The organism is Desulfurispirillum indicum S5, assembly GCF_000177635.2.
GTDB classification, from domain to species: Bacteria; Chrysiogenota; Chrysiogenetes; order Chrysiogenales; family Chrysiogenaceae; genus Desulfurispirillum; species Desulfurispirillum indicum.
In genome coordinates, this window is sequence record NC_014836.1 from 1,112,004 (window position 1) to 1,129,193 (window position 17,190).

Consider the following 17,190-nt stretch of genomic DNA (forward strand, 5'->3'; position numbering starts at 1 on the left):
ACTCACAGCAGTCTGTGCCGACAGCAATGCCGCGACCCGTTAATTCCATGTACACTCAGGTGAAATTGTGATTGAACACTCCTTGCTTATATTTACCCTCGTCGTGATATTCGGATTCTATATGGCCTGGAACATCGGGGCCAATGATGTGGCCAATGCCATGGGAACCTCGGTGGGCTCACGGGCCATGACCCTCAAGCAGGCCGTCATGGTGGCCGCCGTCTTTGAATTTATGGGCGCCTTCCTGGTGGGATCATCGGTAACCCAGACCGTGAAAAGCGGAATCGTTGATATCAACCTGTTCTCCGGTACCCCCGAAGTGGTGGTGGTGGGCATGCTCAGCGCCCTGCTGGCAGCCGCCATGTGGCTGCAGGTTGCCACTATCTTTGGCTGGCCCGTCTCCACCACCCACTCCATCATCGGAGCCGTCGTGGGCTTCGGGCTGGTGGCAGGGGGCATGGGCGTGATTCAGTGGGAGCGCCTCACCCAGGTGGGGATGAGCTGGATCGTCTCACCCCTCTCCGGCGCCCTGATCAGTATGCTGATCTTCTCCTTTATCCACCGCAATATCCTGGCAACGGAAACCCCCGTCATCAACGCCAAACGCTACACCCCCTATCTGGTCTTTATCCTCGTCTTTACCCTCTCCCTCTCCATGATCTACAAAGGTCTCGCCAACCTCAAGCTCCCCATCAGCATTGAGTTTTCCATATTGATGGCCATAGCCATCGGCACCATAGGCGTCATCATCAGCAAGACCCTCATGAATAAAATTCCCGATACCGCCTATAACCGCAAGGGATTCGGCGCAAAGTTCACCATCGTCGACCGCATCTACCGCTCCATGATGATCCTGACCGCCTGCTATGTCGCCTTTGCCCATGGAGCCAATGACGTCGCCAACGCCATCGGACCCGTGGCCGCCGTGGTAACCACCCTGCAGACCGGCCAGATACAGGCCCATGTCCCTGTACCCCTGTGGGTGCTGGCCATGGGCGGAGTGGGCATCGTTGTGGGTATCGCCACCATGGGATACCGTGTCATCGACACCATTGGCAAACGCATCACGGAAATTACCCCCACCAGCGGCTTTTCCGCCACCTTTGGAACCGCCACCACCGTGCTGGTATGTTCCACCATGGGCCTGCCCATTTCCACCACCCATACCCTGGTGGGAAGTGTCATCGGCGTTGGACTCGTCAAAGGCGTCGGCAGCATCAACCTGCGCATGCTGTGGGGAATCGTGATCTCCTGGATTGTGACCGTACCCATCTCCGCCATAATTTGCGCATTGCTCTTCAAAGTGCTATTTTTCATGCTCTACATGTAAAAGGAAAAGTACCGTTACCAGGAGAATTCCATGCAGGCATTCCGTTCACTCGCTCTTGTCGTCATTGTGTGCGCGCTACTGGTGCTGCCATCTCAAGGAGGAAACATGAATACAGACCTTATTGTGGTACTAGAAACCACCCAGGGCACCATTGAAGTACAGCTCATGCCCGAAATCGCCCCCAAGACCAGTGAAAACTTCGCCACCCACGCCACCAACGGCTACTATAACGGCGTCATCTTTCACCGCGTCATCAAGAACTTCATGATCCAGGGCGGCGACCCCACCGGAACCGGACGCGGCGGCGAATCCATCTGGGGCAAACCCTTCGCCGACGAAGTCACCCCCAAAGTCACCTTCGACAAACCCGGCCTGCTCGCCATGGCCAACGCCGGTCCCGGCACCAACGGCAGCCAGTTCTTCATCACCACCGCCGCCACCCCCTGGCTGAACGGCAACCACACCATCTTCGGCACCGTCATCAGCGGCTACGACGTGGTGGAGAAAATCGAAAACACCCGCACCGGACGCGGCGACCGCCCCGTGGAAGACCAGAAGATCATCAAGGCGTACGTCAAAGACGCCAAATAGGCCACACATCAAACGACGACAACACCAGGGAGCCCCATCGGCTCCCTTTTTTTCTTTCGCCACCTACATGCCTGGAAAAATTCCTGAAAGACCTATCACCTCGGAATTCTTGTACTCTTTTCCCGGACTTATAAAAACAATACGATTAAACTGTACGCATGTCTGGGGTATGATACTTCTGTTCAGGGAAGAGTATTGTATGCTAAAAAATCAATACCGTTACGTTGGAGTGATAAACATGGAAATCGTAACATTGCTTGCGTGTTTAAAGGCAAAACAGAACAGCATCCTCCCCCAATACAAATTCTCCACCCTGCGTGGAGCCCTTGGCCACGGTTTGCGCCGGGTTATCTGCATCAAGCGACGCGCACAATGCCAGGATTGTTCGCTTCTGCAGCATTGTCCCTACACAACGATTTTCGACAACAGTGCCACGCAAACTGAGTTCCTGCCGCTGGTCTGTTACAGTGGTAACGAGCAGATGGAATTCCACGCAGGCGACACGCTCTCTGTGCATATTACGCTCATGGGTCACGCCGCTGCGCACAGCGCCTATACCCTGCTGGCCCTGCAGGAAATGGCTTCCCAGGGCCTTGGCAAAGACCGCCAGCCATTTGCTATTGGTCACCCGCCTCCTCTGCCCCAGGTTCAGCATCTATATGACACTCCACTCCCAGCAGGCTCCTACCGCCTGCGCCTGCAAAGCCCCTTGCGCAGCAAAACCGGCAGCAGGCTTACCACAGACCTTGGCTTGCAAAAAATACTTCACCTTGCCCAGCGCCGCCTGCAAAGCCTGCACGAACACAGCGGGCAGCCACTTCCCCCATTACTGTCAGATACCCCGCAAGCTCAGGAAATTTCCCGAAATCTCCACTGGCTGGATATTGGGCGATACTCCAATCGTCAGGCCACCAAAATGAAGCTGGGGGGCTTTGTTGGCACCATGGAATTCAGCGACCCAACAGGCGCAGCCGCCACAATGTTCAACGCTGCAGCAAAAATACACATCGGAAAACAGACCACATTTGGATACGGGAAAATTGAACTGGAGGGAATATGAGTGACACATCGCCCCTGAGCCGTGCCTACACCATAGCCACAGCCGGACTACTCCACGACATTGGCAAGTTTCTGCAGCGCAGCGGTAAAAAACTGCTGAAAGCAGATGACTACAACTATGCCTACGGCACCAAGCACGGTTACGGCCACGTGCACGCCGCCTTCACCGGGCTTTTCTTTGATGGAAAATTCACTTTTGGCAGTGCTGATAACCAGGAAATCAAGGCATCTTACGATGGTGTGCTGCAGGCATTCCCGTCGGTTGTGCAGCATGATAAAGAAACATCCATGGCCAATCTCGCCGCCAGCCACCACAAAGTGGGCGACCAGTCCCACCCCTTGCAGTGGATTATTGCCGAAGCCGACCGCCTGGCCAGTGGTTTTGAGCGGGACAGATCAGAGGAGCAATACAACGCCTACGCCCAAGCATTGGCCAAGGAAGAGCAAAAGTCAAAACACTCAAACACCCACATGCGCAACATCTTTGCCGACATTAAACTCAGTGCAAAGGAAGACCAGCAGCCATCAGACGATAATTCAAACAAGCCAACGGAGAAAGCCCTTCACTACCCCTTTGCACCCTTGGAGCCATCGATTCTACCCATAAACAATTCCACTGTGGAAGAATCACAAGCAGCCAAGGATTACACCCGCCTGTTGACGGGATTTGCGGAGGGACTGACCGCAATCGCCCGTCGCGTGGGGGCGAATAAAAATGACAAAAGTTCCTCCCTCGCTAACGCCTACCTGGCCCTGGCCAGTCTTATGGAGCGATACTGCTGGAGTATCCCTTCGGCAACCGTCAGTTATGAAAATGGGAAGTTTACCCCGACCCCCACTAATATCTCCCTCTACGACCACAGCCGCGCCACCAGCGCCATAGCCACCGCCCTGTACGCCTGGCACCGGGAAAAGGATGACATAGACCACGCCAAAGCGGGCAATCTGACACTGATCAGCAGCGTAAAGGATAGAAGCAAGGAACAGAAATTCTGTTTCATTCAGGGCGACTTCAGCGGCATCCAGCACTTCATCTTTGATGCCGGTGGAGAATCCAACAAGTTTGCCGCCAAGATACTGCGCGCCAAGTCCTTCTACGTGAGCATGGCCACCGAAGCCGCCGCCCATGCCATCTGCCACGAACTGAACCTGCCCCTCAGCTCCATTATCATGAACGCCGGTGGCAAGTTCACTATCCTGGCCGCCAACACCAGCGACCTGCAAGCAGCCGTGGGAAGGGTTAAAACCACTATCAACGAGCACTTTCACAAACTGACCTTCGGCCAGACCCGCTTTAACATCGCCACCTTGTGCTTTCAGCCTGAGCGTTTGGTAATGCGCGAATATGCCTTGCTGATGGGGGATCTGGCCCATGCCCTGGAGTGCGAAAAACTGCGGCCACAGATCAGCGAACCCGTTTTTAAGGAGTACCTTTCCAGCCGCAAAAGCCGCGAGCTGTGCACCATCTGCGGCAAACACTGGGGGGATGAGACCAAATATGGCACTATCTGCCCCCACTGCAACCGCTTTCGCCGCCTTGGGGAAGCACTGGTATCAGAAGAGGTCAAAGACGGCGAAGCTCGCCGCAACTACTTCCACATCCAATACTCTGAAGACCAGAAAGAGGGCGATTGGACCTATCCTCTCTTTGGTCAGTGGCACCTGGCCTTTGGCAAAAGCCCCGACCTCAGCGCGCCCACATACAATATCGACCGCCAGAGTACATTCAGCGGCTTTGCCCACAAACACCTGGCCAATTATGTGCCTCGTTGGCGAAATGACGGGGAATGGGATGAACTACGCTACAAGGGAATCAGCAAGGAACGCTTGGAAGGTATTGAACTAAATGTTAACGCCACTAAAACCTTTGCCCATATTGGCGCTGATGCCCTGCACGAAGAAGAAAACGGCAAACTGCGGGGAGTAGCCCATCTGGGTGTGCTCAAGGCCGACGTGGATCACCTGGGTCAGATCTTCAGTCGAGGCTTTACGGTGAAGGAAAACGGCAAAGACATCAGCTACGCCAATATGTCCCGCATGTCCATGCTCTCGCGCATGCTGGACTACTTCTTCACCGGCTGGCTCCCATGGCGACTTGCCAAAAAACCAGCAGAAGGGGAAGTCGACTACCGCAGCGTTTACACCGTCTTTGCCGGAGGGGACGACCTCTTTCTCATCGGCCCCTGGAACCGCATCGTTGATCTGGCCGGGGAAATAGACCAGCACCTCCGCCAGTACACCGGAGGCAACCCCGACATTCACCTTAGCGCCGGCATCGTGCTACGCAAAGCCGCCATCCCCGTGCGCGAGATGGCCCGCGATGCCGAGGAAGCACTGGATGCCGCCAAGCATGGAGAAGGCCCTGAAGCTGGTAAAAATCGCAACCGCATTACCGTTTTTGGTCAGACTGTGACGTGGGAGGAATACAAGGAACTTATGCGCAGTGGCGATGCATTAAAGCAACGTACCCAAACGATGGAAAGTGAACTCTCCACCCAATATCTCTACGGACTGTTGAAGTTTAGCCAGGATGCTGCCACTGCGACAACATTCCCTGAAAGTCCAGAAGAAGTGAATGCCTGGATGGAGGCAGCCAAGTGGAGAGCCCGGCTGAAATATCGGCATCAAAGATACTTTGTGGAGAAGAGCAAAAAGGAGGAGACAAAACTCGAAGCGATGGAATTTGTGTTTAAGGATATTCAAGAAAAAACCAGTAAAATGAGCATCCCCCTTTCGCGGCTGCTCTACGACCGACGCAGGAGGTAGATATGACGATAGCAACTATTCGGGAATACGATGATCCAGAGAAAAGAGTGAAACTTTTTTCGGACCGTGCAGAGGAAACGTTCAAAGCAATGTCTGGTAGAAATCTTACGTTTACTCAGTTGCGCCGCTTCTACAATCAAATACTGAGCTACCGGGAGCAAATTGGTGCCGATAAACCGTATGAAGAGCTATTGCCATATATAGCGATGGTAAAGGCCAAGGCTGAGTACGCATACAAACGTGATAAAATCAATGATGGCTTTAAGCGATTTATTCAAAGCAATATTGATCAGCTTTGCGATAGCCGCAAGGTAGATGACTTTTTTATCTTCTGCTCCCTTTTTGAGGCAGTAGTGGCTTACAGCAAAGGAAACCTGAGTAATTGAAATGGAGGGAAATATGCAAATTAAAGAAATACGCAAAATAGAATGCTCATTGAAAGTAATTACGGGCCTTCACATTGGCGGAGGCAACGATGAAATCAAAATAGGCGGTGTGGATAACGTTGTCATTCGTGATCCCTTGACCAGTATACCCTATATACCCGGTTCATCGCTTAAGGGTAAGATTCGTTCGCTGGCAGAGTGGACGACTGGCTGCGTTGATACTGGTGAAGGAAATGCCTTTTATATTAAGGGAAAAGCCAGTGACGCTCCATCGAATGCGCTGCAAATCGTAAAAATTTTTGGCAATGGCAAACCAGATGGCCTTGAGGATGACAACCATACCGTGCTGCAGACACGCGTTGCCATTTCCGACGCTTTTATGACACCAGAGAGTCAGAAGCTGTTGCTTGAAAAACTCGGCTCCTATACTGAAACCAAGTATGAAGTGAGCATTAATCGCTTGCAGGGCAAAGTTGGCGGCGGCGGTCCCCGCCAGATTGAGCGTGTACCCGCAGGGGCGGAATTCACCTTTGAAGCCATTTACAAAGTATTCCATAAGTCCGATGATGCTGCGTTTAATAGTGCCGAAGAAACAGCATTTCAGAGTTTTCTGGAATACATCGAACTTCTTAACCATGACGGATTGGGCGGTGGTTCTTCCCGTGGCAATGGCAGGGTTGAAGTACAGTGGGCGGATTCGCAGGCAAGGTATTCTGTCGCATGGCCAAAGACTGACCAGAAAGACGGGTGAACCATGGAATCGCGACGCATTCGCATTCTGCCCCAAAGCTCATTTGTTACCCCCCTGCAATCTGATACCCTGTTTGGCCAGTTCTGCTGGTTGTACCGGGATGTGCATGGAAACGAGGCACTTGAGGCGCTCTTGAGCGATATGTCCAACCCTCCACTGGTATTTTCTGATGGCTTTCCGGCCGGATTTCTGCCCCGCCCCATCCTGAAGCCAGTAAAACTGCCAACACAAATGCAGGATGGCATGGGCAAGGAGTATAAGAAATTTGCCTTTTTCCCATTGGAGGTAATCCAGAAGCTTCAGGGTAATCTGACCGAAGGTGCCATTGCCACTGAATATCTGCAAAATCGCCAACAATGGCCAAAACCAGCTTCGCCAACAAAAAGTATGATGACAAAAAATGCCCTGAATTCTTTCAGTCACTCCACAGCTGGCGAATCGGGACAGCTCTATGCCAGCAATGAACTCTTTTATCCCCATGGGTCACAACTGGACTTGTATGTCAGGTTCGACTCTCAGAAGATTTCTGGAGAGACTCTTCAAGAAATCATTGAACTGATGGGGATGCAGGGATATGGAAAGGATGCTTCCACCGGACGTGGGCGCTATAAAGTTTCAGACTGGTGCGAAGCTACCATGCTGCAAAGTGCGCCAGCAGAAACCAACGCCTTTGTGGCTCTTTCTTCCTGTGTTGCCTGCTCCAGTGCCGACCCTGCCTATGGCAAGGTATTCACAAAGTTCGCCAAACATGGAGGGGGGCTGGCCGCGAGAGGCAAACACATGAAAAACCCCGTGGTGCTCTACCAGCCGGGGAGTACATTCGGAATTATACAGCCCCGTGACGTATACGGCAGGATGCTTGCCAATCTGGTAAGCGATGAAGTAGGTGGTAAACACGTGCACAATGCCTGCACCATTGCTCTTCCATGTCACATCCCCTCTTCCGAGCTTCCACCCAAAACAGGAGGCAATAATGCGTAAAGATACCCAGTTCTGCCTGCTGGAAGTGCTGACACCCATTCACATTGGCAGTGGTGAATACTACGAGCCCATGGACTATTTCCCGAAAGAGAAAGCTCTGCACCTGTTTGACCACAGCTCTTTCCAAAGCTACCTGAAGCAGATTGGCAAAAGCGATATTTTTTTCGATCATTGCCGCAAAAGCCGTTATGACGACCTTCTGCGCTTTATTGATGAACACGCTCCCAAGTGTGAAGCGGTGAATGCGCACATTCCCTTATCAGATGCGACACAAAAAGTTTTTGGACAAAATCGCCCGCTGTTCGGCAAGAATGACGAAATACTCCAGGTGGTAAAAGCTGGCGCTTACAGTGAACCCATAATCCCTGGCTCTTCCGTGAAAGGAGCCCTCCGCACATTAGTACTTAACTCAATATTGGGTCAAAATGAGTTTCCCGGAGATGAGCTTCGTTTTCTCGCTGAAAAAAACCTGCGTGATAGTGACAAGCAGGTTGCCTTCGACTTTTTTCGTGACTTTCGTGTAAGCGATTTTTCACCTATTGACGCACAATCTCAGATTGATATACCCAATCGCCTCTCCGATAAACGAAAATTGGATGGTGAATTCGAAGACGTGGACTGGAGATTGACAACACAAGGCCGCCTTGCCATGACAGAATTCATCACCAGCGGCCAGTTTATCGGCGAAATCAGTTTTGGCCACAACACCCTGTATAAAGCACCATGGAGCAATTTCGAAAAACTCTGGGAGGACTTGCTGGCATCATCCAATGCCTATCTTGAAGCCGAAGATGACAGATTTATGCAAGCAATCCAGAATCATTCCAGAATTCGGTTGAATAGCAGTGGCCAAAAGCCTGCCTCTTCAGTTCCACAAATTCAGCAGTTACTTGAGCACGACCCGCCCGCTGGCAGTGACGAGCTGCTCCTGAAAATTGGCCGTCATACTGGCGGGAGAACGAAAATGTTGGATCGATATGAGGATAGGAGAAGAGAAAACATCTCCAGTCATTTCCAGTCATCTATCTGGTTAAGTTCAACCGGAATACCCCTTGGCTGGGTTAAGATTCGTCTGCTGAGCGATGATGAATGGCAGGACTACCAGCGTCAGTGTGCCGAAATGGCTTCGCAGCGGCAACAGGCATTTTTGCGAAGGCAGAAAATAAGGGATGAACAACAGCAGCAGCAGGAAGCCGCTCAACAAGCTGCCGTGAAACGTCAGCAACAACGCGAAGCCGAAGCTGCCGCCAAAGCCGCTGAAGCAGAAAAACTGGCCAGCATGGGCGAGGTGGAGCGTACATTGTACGAACTGACGCAGATAACTTTACCCGACGCCCGTAACAACAAACTCATGGAACTATGGTTAAAAATCGACGGCTACACTACCGAGGAACAACAGACCATTGCCCTTGCCTGTAAACAGGAGTTTATCGCCACCAAGAAGTGGTCGGGAAAATTGAAAGAAAAACAGCAGGCGAAAGTCGACAAGGTCAAGCGGATCCTTGGGGAAACAGATTAGGGTAAAATGGAAACTTTCCTCTTCATGAACGACCACACCTGGGAAATGGTTGACCGAATTGGTATACTGCTGGGCATCATCATGTTCATACCCGTTGCCTGGGCCAGCATGTTGTATATCAGACGCAACTATCTGAAAAAACGACTTGTTGAAAGAGCCCTTAAACGGGCCAGTACTCACCTTGTGGCCTGTGTGGAGCTGACCGGAAAAAGTGAAATTGCCATCAGTGCCAATGACACCATACACAAGCTGAACTTGCAGGGCACGATTCTGCCCCAGCGCGAATTCCGAAGAAGTGGTGTTGAACTTGCGAATATGGCAAAAGTGGAAAAGCTGCGCGAAGAACTGGTGCAGTTCAAAAAAGAACTGCAACTGCAAAGCCCCGAGTATATACACCTCTTTTAGGTTCATCCGGTTAAAGCGTACTTTGAATTATGGAGGGCCTTTATTCTGAGCTCGAAGAATTCCATATCTCTGTATCCATAGGCTTGCCTTTTGAGGGTATCAATTTTGTTGTTGATCCCCTCAAGTGGTCCTGTTGATATGGGGTGATCATACCAGTTCAGGATTCCCTCTCGGTGCTTCTCCAGCGTTTTGGCCATTTTCTTCAATCCTTTGATAGCTGATGCTTGAGCCCTGTTGATCCAGTCATCGAGGAATACCGTGGCAGTTACCTTGTCAGTTTGTTGCCATATCTGGCGGAGATCTTCTTTCATGTAATAGGCAACCGCCAATGGTCGATTGGCCTGCAGGGCAAGTTCAAGGCGTTCATGATCACTGGTTTGCTCGCCAATGCTCTGCGGATTTTTGAGAAGCATCCAGCGAGTGCCTTTGAGAATGCTCTTGTCATGCTGACTTGTGAGCTCATGGTACAGCTCGCGGCGAATATCGGTAAGGCGTTCATTCATAAGCTTGACGACATGGAAACGATCAAACACCAACGCAGCAGATGGAAGGTGTTCGAGCACTGCCGACCGGTAAGCCGGACTCATGTCAGCAGCAACGGCTTTGATAGATGACTTGCGACGACCAAGGCGTTTCCAGAAACCATCAAGCGCTTCTGCCTGTTTGCCTGCTCCAACGTATACGACCCTGGCTGAACCAAGGTCAATGACGAGAGTAATGAAGCCATGTTTGCGTCCTGTGTATTTCTCATCAATGGCGATATACTCAAGCCCAGCAAGTGAAGGGCTACTGTAGTGATGATGCAGATACTGCTTGAAAATGGACTTGACCAGGTCCCAGCCTATACCAAGAAGCCGTGCTACATCAATGAGGGTCATAGCTTGGGCAAGGGAGACCACATACCGAGCAAATGCATGGGTGTAGGAACACCGTGGAGAGGCTATTTTCAGACTCACCCGCCTGACACTACCGCACTGAAGGCACTGGATGCGTGGAACGTGGACGTGCAACCAAGTGGACTTGATCCCCAAAGGCAAACCTCGTAACCGACGAATGCTACTGCCGCGTAATATGACAGAACGGCCAAGGCACGCAGGGCAGCGAATCAGCTTTTTACGGGGCCGGACATGGAAATTGATGGTATTGCCGCAATACTCTGTGCGGATGTAATCGTAGCCAGCAAGGCCGTAGGCATGGTAAAGAACACTGGTGAGCATGGTGCTTCTCCCGGAATTATTTGGTTGTAATCCCGATAAGTGGCACCATGCTCACTTTTTTGTCAATGTATCCTCAATACGGAAGAGCCCTCTTTTATTCCGGGCCTGTCGCCATCGCCATAATGCTTGGCGACATCTTTGCGAACTGCAAAAATATAATTGTCTACCACCATGATCGGGGCCGATATTATCGGAGTGCCGTAATTTAGCCCAGGGGTTACCGTTATTGTGACAATACACTGCCAGTGATTTTCAAAAAACGTCACATAAAGACTTCGTAGGCCGTTTTCCAGGGGTTTGCGAGTTTGTAACTTGTTCTTTAACAAAAGAATATAACTCACTCGGTTATTTTTATATATATTTTATTGCATTTCTGTCCATGTTTGCGAAAACAGCCTCTGGAATGCAGCCTGTAAAGGCATCGATGAAGGGGGTGACCGAAGACCTGTCGGAAACGACGGGGATTGAGACACTTTTCTCCATATTTTGCCGAACTTTGCCTTTAAGCGACCGAAGACCTGTCGGAAACGACGGGGATTGAGACGCGTGAGCCTGTTATGCTGGGCTCTGCTTTGTTGACCGAAGACCTGTCGGAAACGACGGGGATTGAGACACATACTATGGAGTTTGAGAACTTCTTTTATTTCTGACCGAAGACCTGTCGGAAACGACGGGGATTGAGACGGCTACCCAGTCATAGTCATTAGTTGCCAACATTCTAGGACCGAAGACCTGTCGGAAACGACGGGGATTGAGACTTGGCCATAACCGTCACTTCTGAGAACATTTTCAGCCGTCGACCGAAGACCTGTCGGAAACGACGGGGATTGAGACTAAAATTTTTTGTGTATATCCCTGCACTGTTTTTTGACCGAAGACCTGTCGGAAACGACGGGGATTGAGACGAATTTAAGGAAGTGACATATACGTCATCTTCCGGGACCGAAGACCTGTCGGAAACGACGGGGATTGAGACGACATAAACCACCTCTCAAAAATTATTTACCTGGGACCGAAGACCTGTCGGAAACGACGGGGATTGAGACCGCGACGGTTGTCGCGTTGCTGTGCTGGAGGGGCACGACCGAAGACCTGTCGGAAACGACGGGGATTGAGACGAGAATGTCACTTTCTAGTGAATTTAAGGAAGTGACCGAAGACCTGTCGGAAACGACGGGGATTGAGACGACTTCGCAATTCCTCCTTTTGGCGAAAGGACTTGTGACCGAAGACCTGTCGGAAACGACGGGGATTGAGACACGACGGCAGTGCCGTCAGTAAGTATAACTTCTATACGACCGAAGACCTGTCGGAAACGACGGGGATTGAGACTCACAAACTCCACCGTTGTTAATAGCGTTTACTAACTCGACCGAAGACCTGTCGGAAACGACGGGGATTGAGACATCCTGCACTATTACCCAGCGACGACCTTGGATACGTGACCGAAGACCTGTCGGAAACGACGGGGATTGAGACTCTGCTCACAAGTTGAGCAGGCGTTCCTGCAGTACTGTGTGACCGAAGACCTGTCGGAAACGACGGGGATTGAGACTCTTACAGTCAAACTCCTTGAACATATGCTTTAACGACCGAAGACCTGTCGGAAACGACGGGGATTGAGACCCCTTCCCTTTCAAGAAGAATGGGGCCTTCCGACGACCGAAGACCTGTCGGAAACGACGGGGATTGAGACGCAAATTGGCGTCTTGCAAATAGGCATCTTGTAAATTGACCGAAGACCTGTCGGAAACGACGGGGATTGAGACAGAGATCAAAACCTCCGGATGTTGTTTCGGAAAGTTCTCGCGACCGAAGACCTGTCGGAAACGACGGGGATTGAGACGGCTTCGCAGTTCCTCCTGGCTCCTGAAGAACTTGTGACCGAAGACCTGTCGGAAACGACGGGGATTGAGACCAGTTTAGGGAGCTTTATAACCGGGCTGTGCGCGACCGAAGACCTGTCGGAAACGACGGGGATTGAGACTCATAGTCCTCACCCGGCTGAGGTTCGCCACCGAGACCGAAGACCTGTCGGAAACGACGGGGATTGAGACATTCCCTGCGGCAGCCCGAAAAACCAGAACCTCCTCAGACCGAAGACCTGTCGGAAACGACGGGGATTGAGACGTTCAACATAAGATTCTTGATAAGACGTTGTTTGGACCGAAGACCTGTCGGAAACGACGGGGATTGAGACGCTTCCTCAGCTCTGCTATGATTGATTCTCGCTGACCGAAGACCTGTCGGAAACGACGGGGATTGAGACGGTTGACGGATTTACCATCAACCATGACACATATAGGACCGAAGACCTGTCGGAAACGACGGGGATTGAGACGCCCTCGTCAGAATCGGAATTCGGCTAGTCGCCTTCGACCGAAGACCTGTCGGAAACGACGGGGATTGAGACAGCGGTGTAACCCAACTCAATGAAATGATTACGGATGACCGAAGACCTGTCGGAAACGACGGGGATTGAGACGCTGCGCGCCTGTTCCAGTCATGCATCACTCCCGACCGAAGACCTGTCGGAAACGACGGGGATTGAGACTTTGTTAACGACGCCATGGTCGCCAATAACTTCTAGACCGAAGACCTGTCGGAAACGACGGGGATTGAGACATGAACAGGGTAACTGTATAGGCCACTAACCACGGTGACCGAAGACCTGTCGGAAACGACGGGGATTGAGACGTCAAGTATAAATCGTTTCATGCTACACCCCTTTAGACCGAAGACCTGTCGGAAACGACGGGGATTGAGACCAACTTCAGCGCAACTGCGCTGATATCGGCCTGGTTGACCGAAGACCTGTCGGAAACGACGGGGATTGAGACAAGCCACTAGCCACGGTGCCATATCACACGCTCCCATTGCGACCGAAGACCTGTCGGAAACGACGGGGATTGAGACGTAGGCCAGTAGGCCATTTTTAAAGGGCTGTCCTCAGACCGAAGACCTGTCGGAAACGACGGGGATTGAGACCTGCCAGTTTTTTCGTCGACCTCCTTAGTTTTGGTATCGACCGAAGACCTGTCGGAAACGACGGGGATTGAGACATACCGGACGACATAAACATCTGATATATAGTCTGGGACCGAAGACCTGTCGGAAACGACGGGGATTGAGACAACATAAATCACCTCTTGAATATATTTAACTGGGACCGAAGACCTGTCGGAAACGACGGGGATTGAGACTGGGGTTGCCATCTCCGAAGGCCAGCTTCAACGCAGACCGAAGACCTGTCGGAAACGACGGGGATTGAGACTCGGAGCCGTGCCCATATGCTCCGAGCCAGCGCAGACCGAAGACCTGTCGGAAACGACGGGGATTGAGACGATATGTAGTCTTGAAACTTGTCTCTAAACATCATGCACGACCGAAGACCTGTCGGAAACGACGGGGATTGAGACGTACCAGCAGCGTGTGATGGTGATCGTGTCGCTGCCGACCGAAGACCTGTCGGAAACGACGGGGATTGAGACCTGCCGTTGTTAAATCCACAGTAAACAGCGTTGAATGTGACCGAAGACCTGTCGGAAACGACGGGGATTGAGACGCCTCAAAGATTGCGTGTGGGGTCAGGTTGATAAGACCGAAGACCTGTCGGAAACGACGAGGATTGAGACCAAAACGACTTTACCTCTCCACTAATTCCATAAAGACCGAAGACCTGTCGGAAACGACGGGGATTGAGACCCTTCCAGTATATCCTGGGGACGAGTGCTGTAGTGACCGAAGACCTGTCGGAAACGACGGGGATTGAGACATCTGCTGTCTCCGTACCATCTTTTGGAGAGCCACGACCGAAGACCTGTCGGAAACGACGGGGATTGAGACACGCGACGGTTGCCACGTTACTTTTTTGAATGGGTACGACCGAAGACCTGTCGGAAACGACGGGGATTGAGACTCAGGGTCAATAGTCGGCACGTTCATTTCAGTTACGACCGAAGACCTGTCGGAAACGACGGGGATTGAGACAGACTTGTTGATGCCCTTAATACCCTTAATCTCTTTCGACCGAAGACCTGTCGGAAACGACGGGGATTGAGACCCCGAAGGCGATCTTCAGGGCAACCGCCTTGAGGCCGGGACCGAAGACCTGTCGGAAACGACGGGGATTGAGACGCCTTTCCAAGTTCTATTGAAACGTGGCGTTTAGTGACCGAAGACCTGTCGGAAACGACGGGGATTGAGACAAAGCCGTTGATGATAGCAGGATAATTCGCCATTGACGACCGAAGACCTGTCGGAAACGACGGGGATTGAGACATGCTCAAGATATTCTTCGCACGAAACATATTCCGACCGAAGACCTGCTGGAAACAGCGGGGATTAAAAGTTGTTATTCCCGGCTGGCTTGCAAGTAGTGTAGAATGCTTGATTTGATGTGGAATTCCTCAGAACTGTGAATGGAGGTGTCATGGGAAAGTGCTGCATGGTGACCATGCTTGGTACAATTAAAGCTCCAGCTGATCTGAGCGAGCGAGCGAGTTATGCTTTGTCGGGTGAGCTGGCTAGCTGCTTTTCCCTGCATGGTTCTCAATATTCAAATACATTACCGATTATAGTTAGGCTATCGCAGGATATAGGATTCTCCTTGGTTCCCATTGCGACCAGGGAAGCTCTGCGAGTGCAAAGGGATGTTCTTGAAGCCGAGGGATTAGATTATTCATGCCTTGAAGAGGCTGTTATTATTGAAGAAGATGACTTCGAAGCCACTTTCGCGACTATTAATACCATTTTAGGGGCTGCGGATGAGGTCATTCTTGATGTCAGCCATGGTTTTCGTCACCTGCCGATTTTGGCAACTGTCAGTATGATTATTCATAATATTACGCACAGTGAGAAAATTCGTCATATCCTGTTTGCCAAAGAGATTGATCCGCGCAAACGCTATGAAATTATCGATTTACGAAAGTATCTGGATATTGCCAATGTGACTTATGTGCTTCACACTTTTGATCGCAATTACACGGTTGCCGCGACTGCCGCTGTTCGCGATGGGCGTTTAACTGAGCTTATTCGACTATTACAGGAGTTCTCTCGGCATATCTTAGCAAATTCTCTGAACTATCTGGTGCGTGGCAACAACTCTCTGCTGAATCAGATTCGGGAAAGGCTCCAGAGTATTTCCGATTCTGATGATACTCCAAATCAAAGCTTTGGCAGGTTGCTGGAAAGAGTTGATACTCATATCCAGAAGGTTCAGGATTGCTTGCAGCAAGAAAGAGAGTCTCTTAAATTTTACAGCCTGGCACGGTTATTGGCTGAGCGGGGATATCTTCTTAACTCCCTGACTTTACTGCATGAGGCCATTGGGAGCTACACGCTGGAATCCATTAGTGATAAGTCTTTGCGCAGCCATAATCACTATGAGGCAACGAAGGCTGCCCGTGATGTGTTTCTACACCCCCAGAAGTGGCACTCCACGCTTAATGACAATCGAAAAAGAAGCCTTCACCCTCTGGTTGAGAATGGTTATAAAAACCGAAAGCTCCTTGATGAAAAGTCAGTCAGCGATTTTGCACAACTCGTCAAGGATGTTCAGGCTTTCCGTAATGATTTAGCCCATGGCAATGCGGAAAACACATATGGCGATACCTATAGTCGGATTGCAAAATTTATCAGGCGATTTGAGGAAGTCTGTATCAAACGCAACATTTTGGCTATACCGTCTGGCCTGAGTGATGCAGAGAAGCTTCAACGAGGGATGGGGACTCGCCGATGAAAACCCTCTACCTCCTCTTCTCCCACCGCCTCACCGCCGAGCAGGAACGCGACGCCCGTGCAAGCCTTGGCGTGGTAAGCTTTGTGCCCCTACCACCTGAGCTGCAGCAGCTGTGGAGCAACCTGCCCCCGGAGCTGGAGGATATCCGCCCATTGCTGGAACCCGTGAAGCAGTGGCTGACAGCCAACGCCCGTCCCGGCGACATGGCTCTGGTGACAGGTGATTTCGGTGCTACCTGGGATCTGGTGAACTTCTGCCACTCCACCGGGATTACCCCCCTCTACTCCACCAGCCGCCGGGTTGTGGCGGAGGAGCGGGATGCCGGTGGTGCCGTTGTCAAGAAGAGCCTGTTTGCCCACGTGCGTTTTCGCCGTTACTGAGTCTTCTCAATTCAGAAATTTTCCCGAATGACTCTTCATCCACTACGGACTCCATAATCAGTGAA

At 51.4% G+C, this 17,190-nt stretch carries 12 protein-coding genes and 1 CRISPR repeat array; of the genes, 11 read left to right on the plus strand and 1 reads right to left on the minus strand.

The genetic code is table 11. The features are described from left to right. The first annotated feature begins 67 nt into the window (after positions 1–67). The 9 genes from SELIN_RS05295 (at position 68) to SELIN_RS05340 (ending at position 9,788) form a co-directional block, all read left to right on the plus strand. Positions 68–1,330 carry an inorganic phosphate transporter gene (locus tag SELIN_RS05295; protein WP_013505646.1) on the plus strand — a complete coding sequence of 421 codons (1,263 nt, stop codon included), beginning with the start codon at positions 68–70 and terminating at the stop codon, positions 1,328–1,330. A 105-nt stretch (positions 1,331–1,435) separates the two neighbouring features. Next, positions 1,436–1,921: a peptidylprolyl isomerase gene (locus SELIN_RS05300; RefSeq protein ID WP_041725941.1), complete on the plus strand. Its 486-nt coding sequence runs from the start codon at positions 1,436–1,438 to the stop codon at positions 1,919–1,921. A gap of 67 nt (positions 1,922–1,988) precedes the next feature. Then, positions 1,989–2,981, plus strand: coding sequence for a CRISPR system precrRNA processing endoribonuclease RAMP protein Cas6 (gene cas6, locus SELIN_RS14595; RefSeq protein ID WP_083805935.1), 993 nt, complete (start codon positions 1,989–1,991; stop codon positions 2,979–2,981). Continuing rightward, a complete protein-coding gene (gene cas10, locus SELIN_RS05315) occupies positions 2,978–5,746 on the plus strand; it encodes a type III-A CRISPR-associated protein Cas10/Csm1 (protein WP_013505649.1) in 2,769 nt (922 codons plus the stop codon). The genes cas6 and cas10 overlap by 4 nt, the downstream gene beginning before the upstream one ends. 2 nt (positions 5,747–5,748) lie before the next feature. Next, the gene (csm2, locus tag SELIN_RS05320) at positions 5,749–6,132 is read left to right on the plus strand and encodes a type III-A CRISPR-associated protein Csm2 (protein WP_013505650.1); all 384 of its coding nucleotides are present in this window, start codon (positions 5,749–5,751) and stop codon (positions 6,130–6,132) included. A gap of 13 nt (positions 6,133–6,145) precedes the next feature. Continuing rightward, complete coding sequence (gene csm3, locus SELIN_RS05325; RefSeq protein WP_013505651.1) at positions 6,146–6,883, plus strand: type III-A CRISPR-associated RAMP protein Csm3; 738 nt, start codon at positions 6,146–6,148, stop codon at positions 6,881–6,883. Between the two features lie 3 nt (positions 6,884–6,886). Further along, positions 6,887–7,864, plus strand: a complete 978-nt coding sequence (gene csm4 / locus SELIN_RS05330; protein WP_013505652.1) for a type III-A CRISPR-associated RAMP protein Csm4 — start codon at positions 6,887–6,889, stop codon at positions 7,862–7,864. Then, positions 7,857–9,383, plus strand: a complete 1,527-nt coding sequence (gene csm5, locus SELIN_RS05335; RefSeq protein WP_013505653.1) for a type III-A CRISPR-associated RAMP protein Csm5 — start codon at positions 7,857–7,859, stop codon at positions 9,381–9,383. The genes csm4 and csm5 overlap by 8 nt, the downstream gene beginning before the upstream one ends. 24 nt (positions 9,384–9,407) lie before the next feature. Next, positions 9,408–9,788, plus strand: coding sequence for a hypothetical protein (locus SELIN_RS05340; protein WP_156788027.1), 381 nt, complete (start codon positions 9,408–9,410; stop codon positions 9,786–9,788). A 2-nt stretch (positions 9,789–9,790) separates the two neighbouring features. On the opposite strand, the gene SELIN_RS05345 is transcribed toward SELIN_RS05340, so the two are convergent. Beyond that, positions 9,791–11,005 carry an ISL3 family transposase gene (locus tag SELIN_RS05345; RefSeq protein ID WP_013505421.1) on the minus strand — a complete coding sequence of 405 codons (1,215 nt, stop codon included), beginning with the start codon at positions 11,003–11,005 and terminating at the stop codon, positions 9,791–9,793. Between the two features lie 435 nt (positions 11,006–11,440). Beyond that, positions 11,441–15,356: direct repeats of the CRISPR family, unit length 36 nt; unit sequence GACCGAAGACCTGTCGGAAACGACGGGGATTGAGAC. A 96-nt stretch (positions 15,357–15,452) separates the two neighbouring features. Between SELIN_RS05345 and SELIN_RS05350 the strand changes: the two genes are divergently transcribed. Further along, complete coding sequence (locus tag SELIN_RS05350; RefSeq protein WP_198007128.1) at positions 15,453–16,745, plus strand: TM1812 family CRISPR-associated protein; 1,293 nt, start codon at positions 15,453–15,455, stop codon at positions 16,743–16,745. Next, positions 16,742–17,125, plus strand: coding sequence for a CRISPR-associated protein Csx20 (gene csx20, locus SELIN_RS05355; RefSeq protein WP_013505656.1), 384 nt, complete (start codon positions 16,742–16,744; stop codon positions 17,123–17,125). The genes SELIN_RS05350 and csx20 overlap by 4 nt, the downstream gene beginning before the upstream one ends. Positions 17,126–17,190: the final 65 nt, after the last annotated feature.

What these genes read in the sequence shown, in the direction of transcription:
- csm3 (WP_013505651.1), top strand. Translation starts at nt 6,146, where the DNA reads ATGCAAATTAAAGAAATACGCAAAATAGAATGCTCATTGAAAGTAATT.
- cas6 (WP_083805935.1), top strand. Translation starts at nt 1,989, where the DNA reads ATGCCTGGAAAAATTCCTGAAAGACCTATCACCTCGGAATTCTTGTAC.
- SELIN_RS05340 (WP_156788027.1), top strand. Translation starts at nt 9,408, where the DNA reads ATGAACGACCACACCTGGGAAATGGTTGACCGAATTGGTATACTGCTG.
- SELIN_RS05350 (WP_198007128.1), top strand. Translation starts at nt 15,453, where the DNA reads ATGGTGACCATGCTTGGTACAATTAAAGCTCCAGCTGATCTGAGCGAG.
- SELIN_RS05300 (WP_041725941.1), top strand. Translation starts at nt 1,436, where the DNA reads ATGAATACAGACCTTATTGTGGTACTAGAAACCACCCAGGGCACCATT.
- csm5 (WP_013505653.1), top strand. Translation starts at nt 7,857, where the DNA reads ATGCGTAAAGATACCCAGTTCTGCCTGCTGGAAGTGCTGACACCCATT.
- csm2 (WP_013505650.1), top strand. Translation starts at nt 5,749, where the DNA reads ATGACGATAGCAACTATTCGGGAATACGATGATCCAGAGAAAAGAGTG.
- SELIN_RS05345 (WP_013505421.1), bottom strand. Translation starts at nt 11,005, where the DNA reads ATGCTCACCAGTGTTCTTTACCATGCCTACGGCCTTGCTGGCTACGAT.
- csx20 (WP_013505656.1), top strand. Translation starts at nt 16,742, where the DNA reads ATGAAAACCCTCTACCTCCTCTTCTCCCACCGCCTCACCGCCGAGCAG.
- csm4 (WP_013505652.1), top strand. Translation starts at nt 6,887, where the DNA reads ATGGAATCGCGACGCATTCGCATTCTGCCCCAAAGCTCATTTGTTACC.
- cas10 (WP_013505649.1), top strand. Translation starts at nt 2,978, where the DNA reads ATGAGTGACACATCGCCCCTGAGCCGTGCCTACACCATAGCCACAGCC.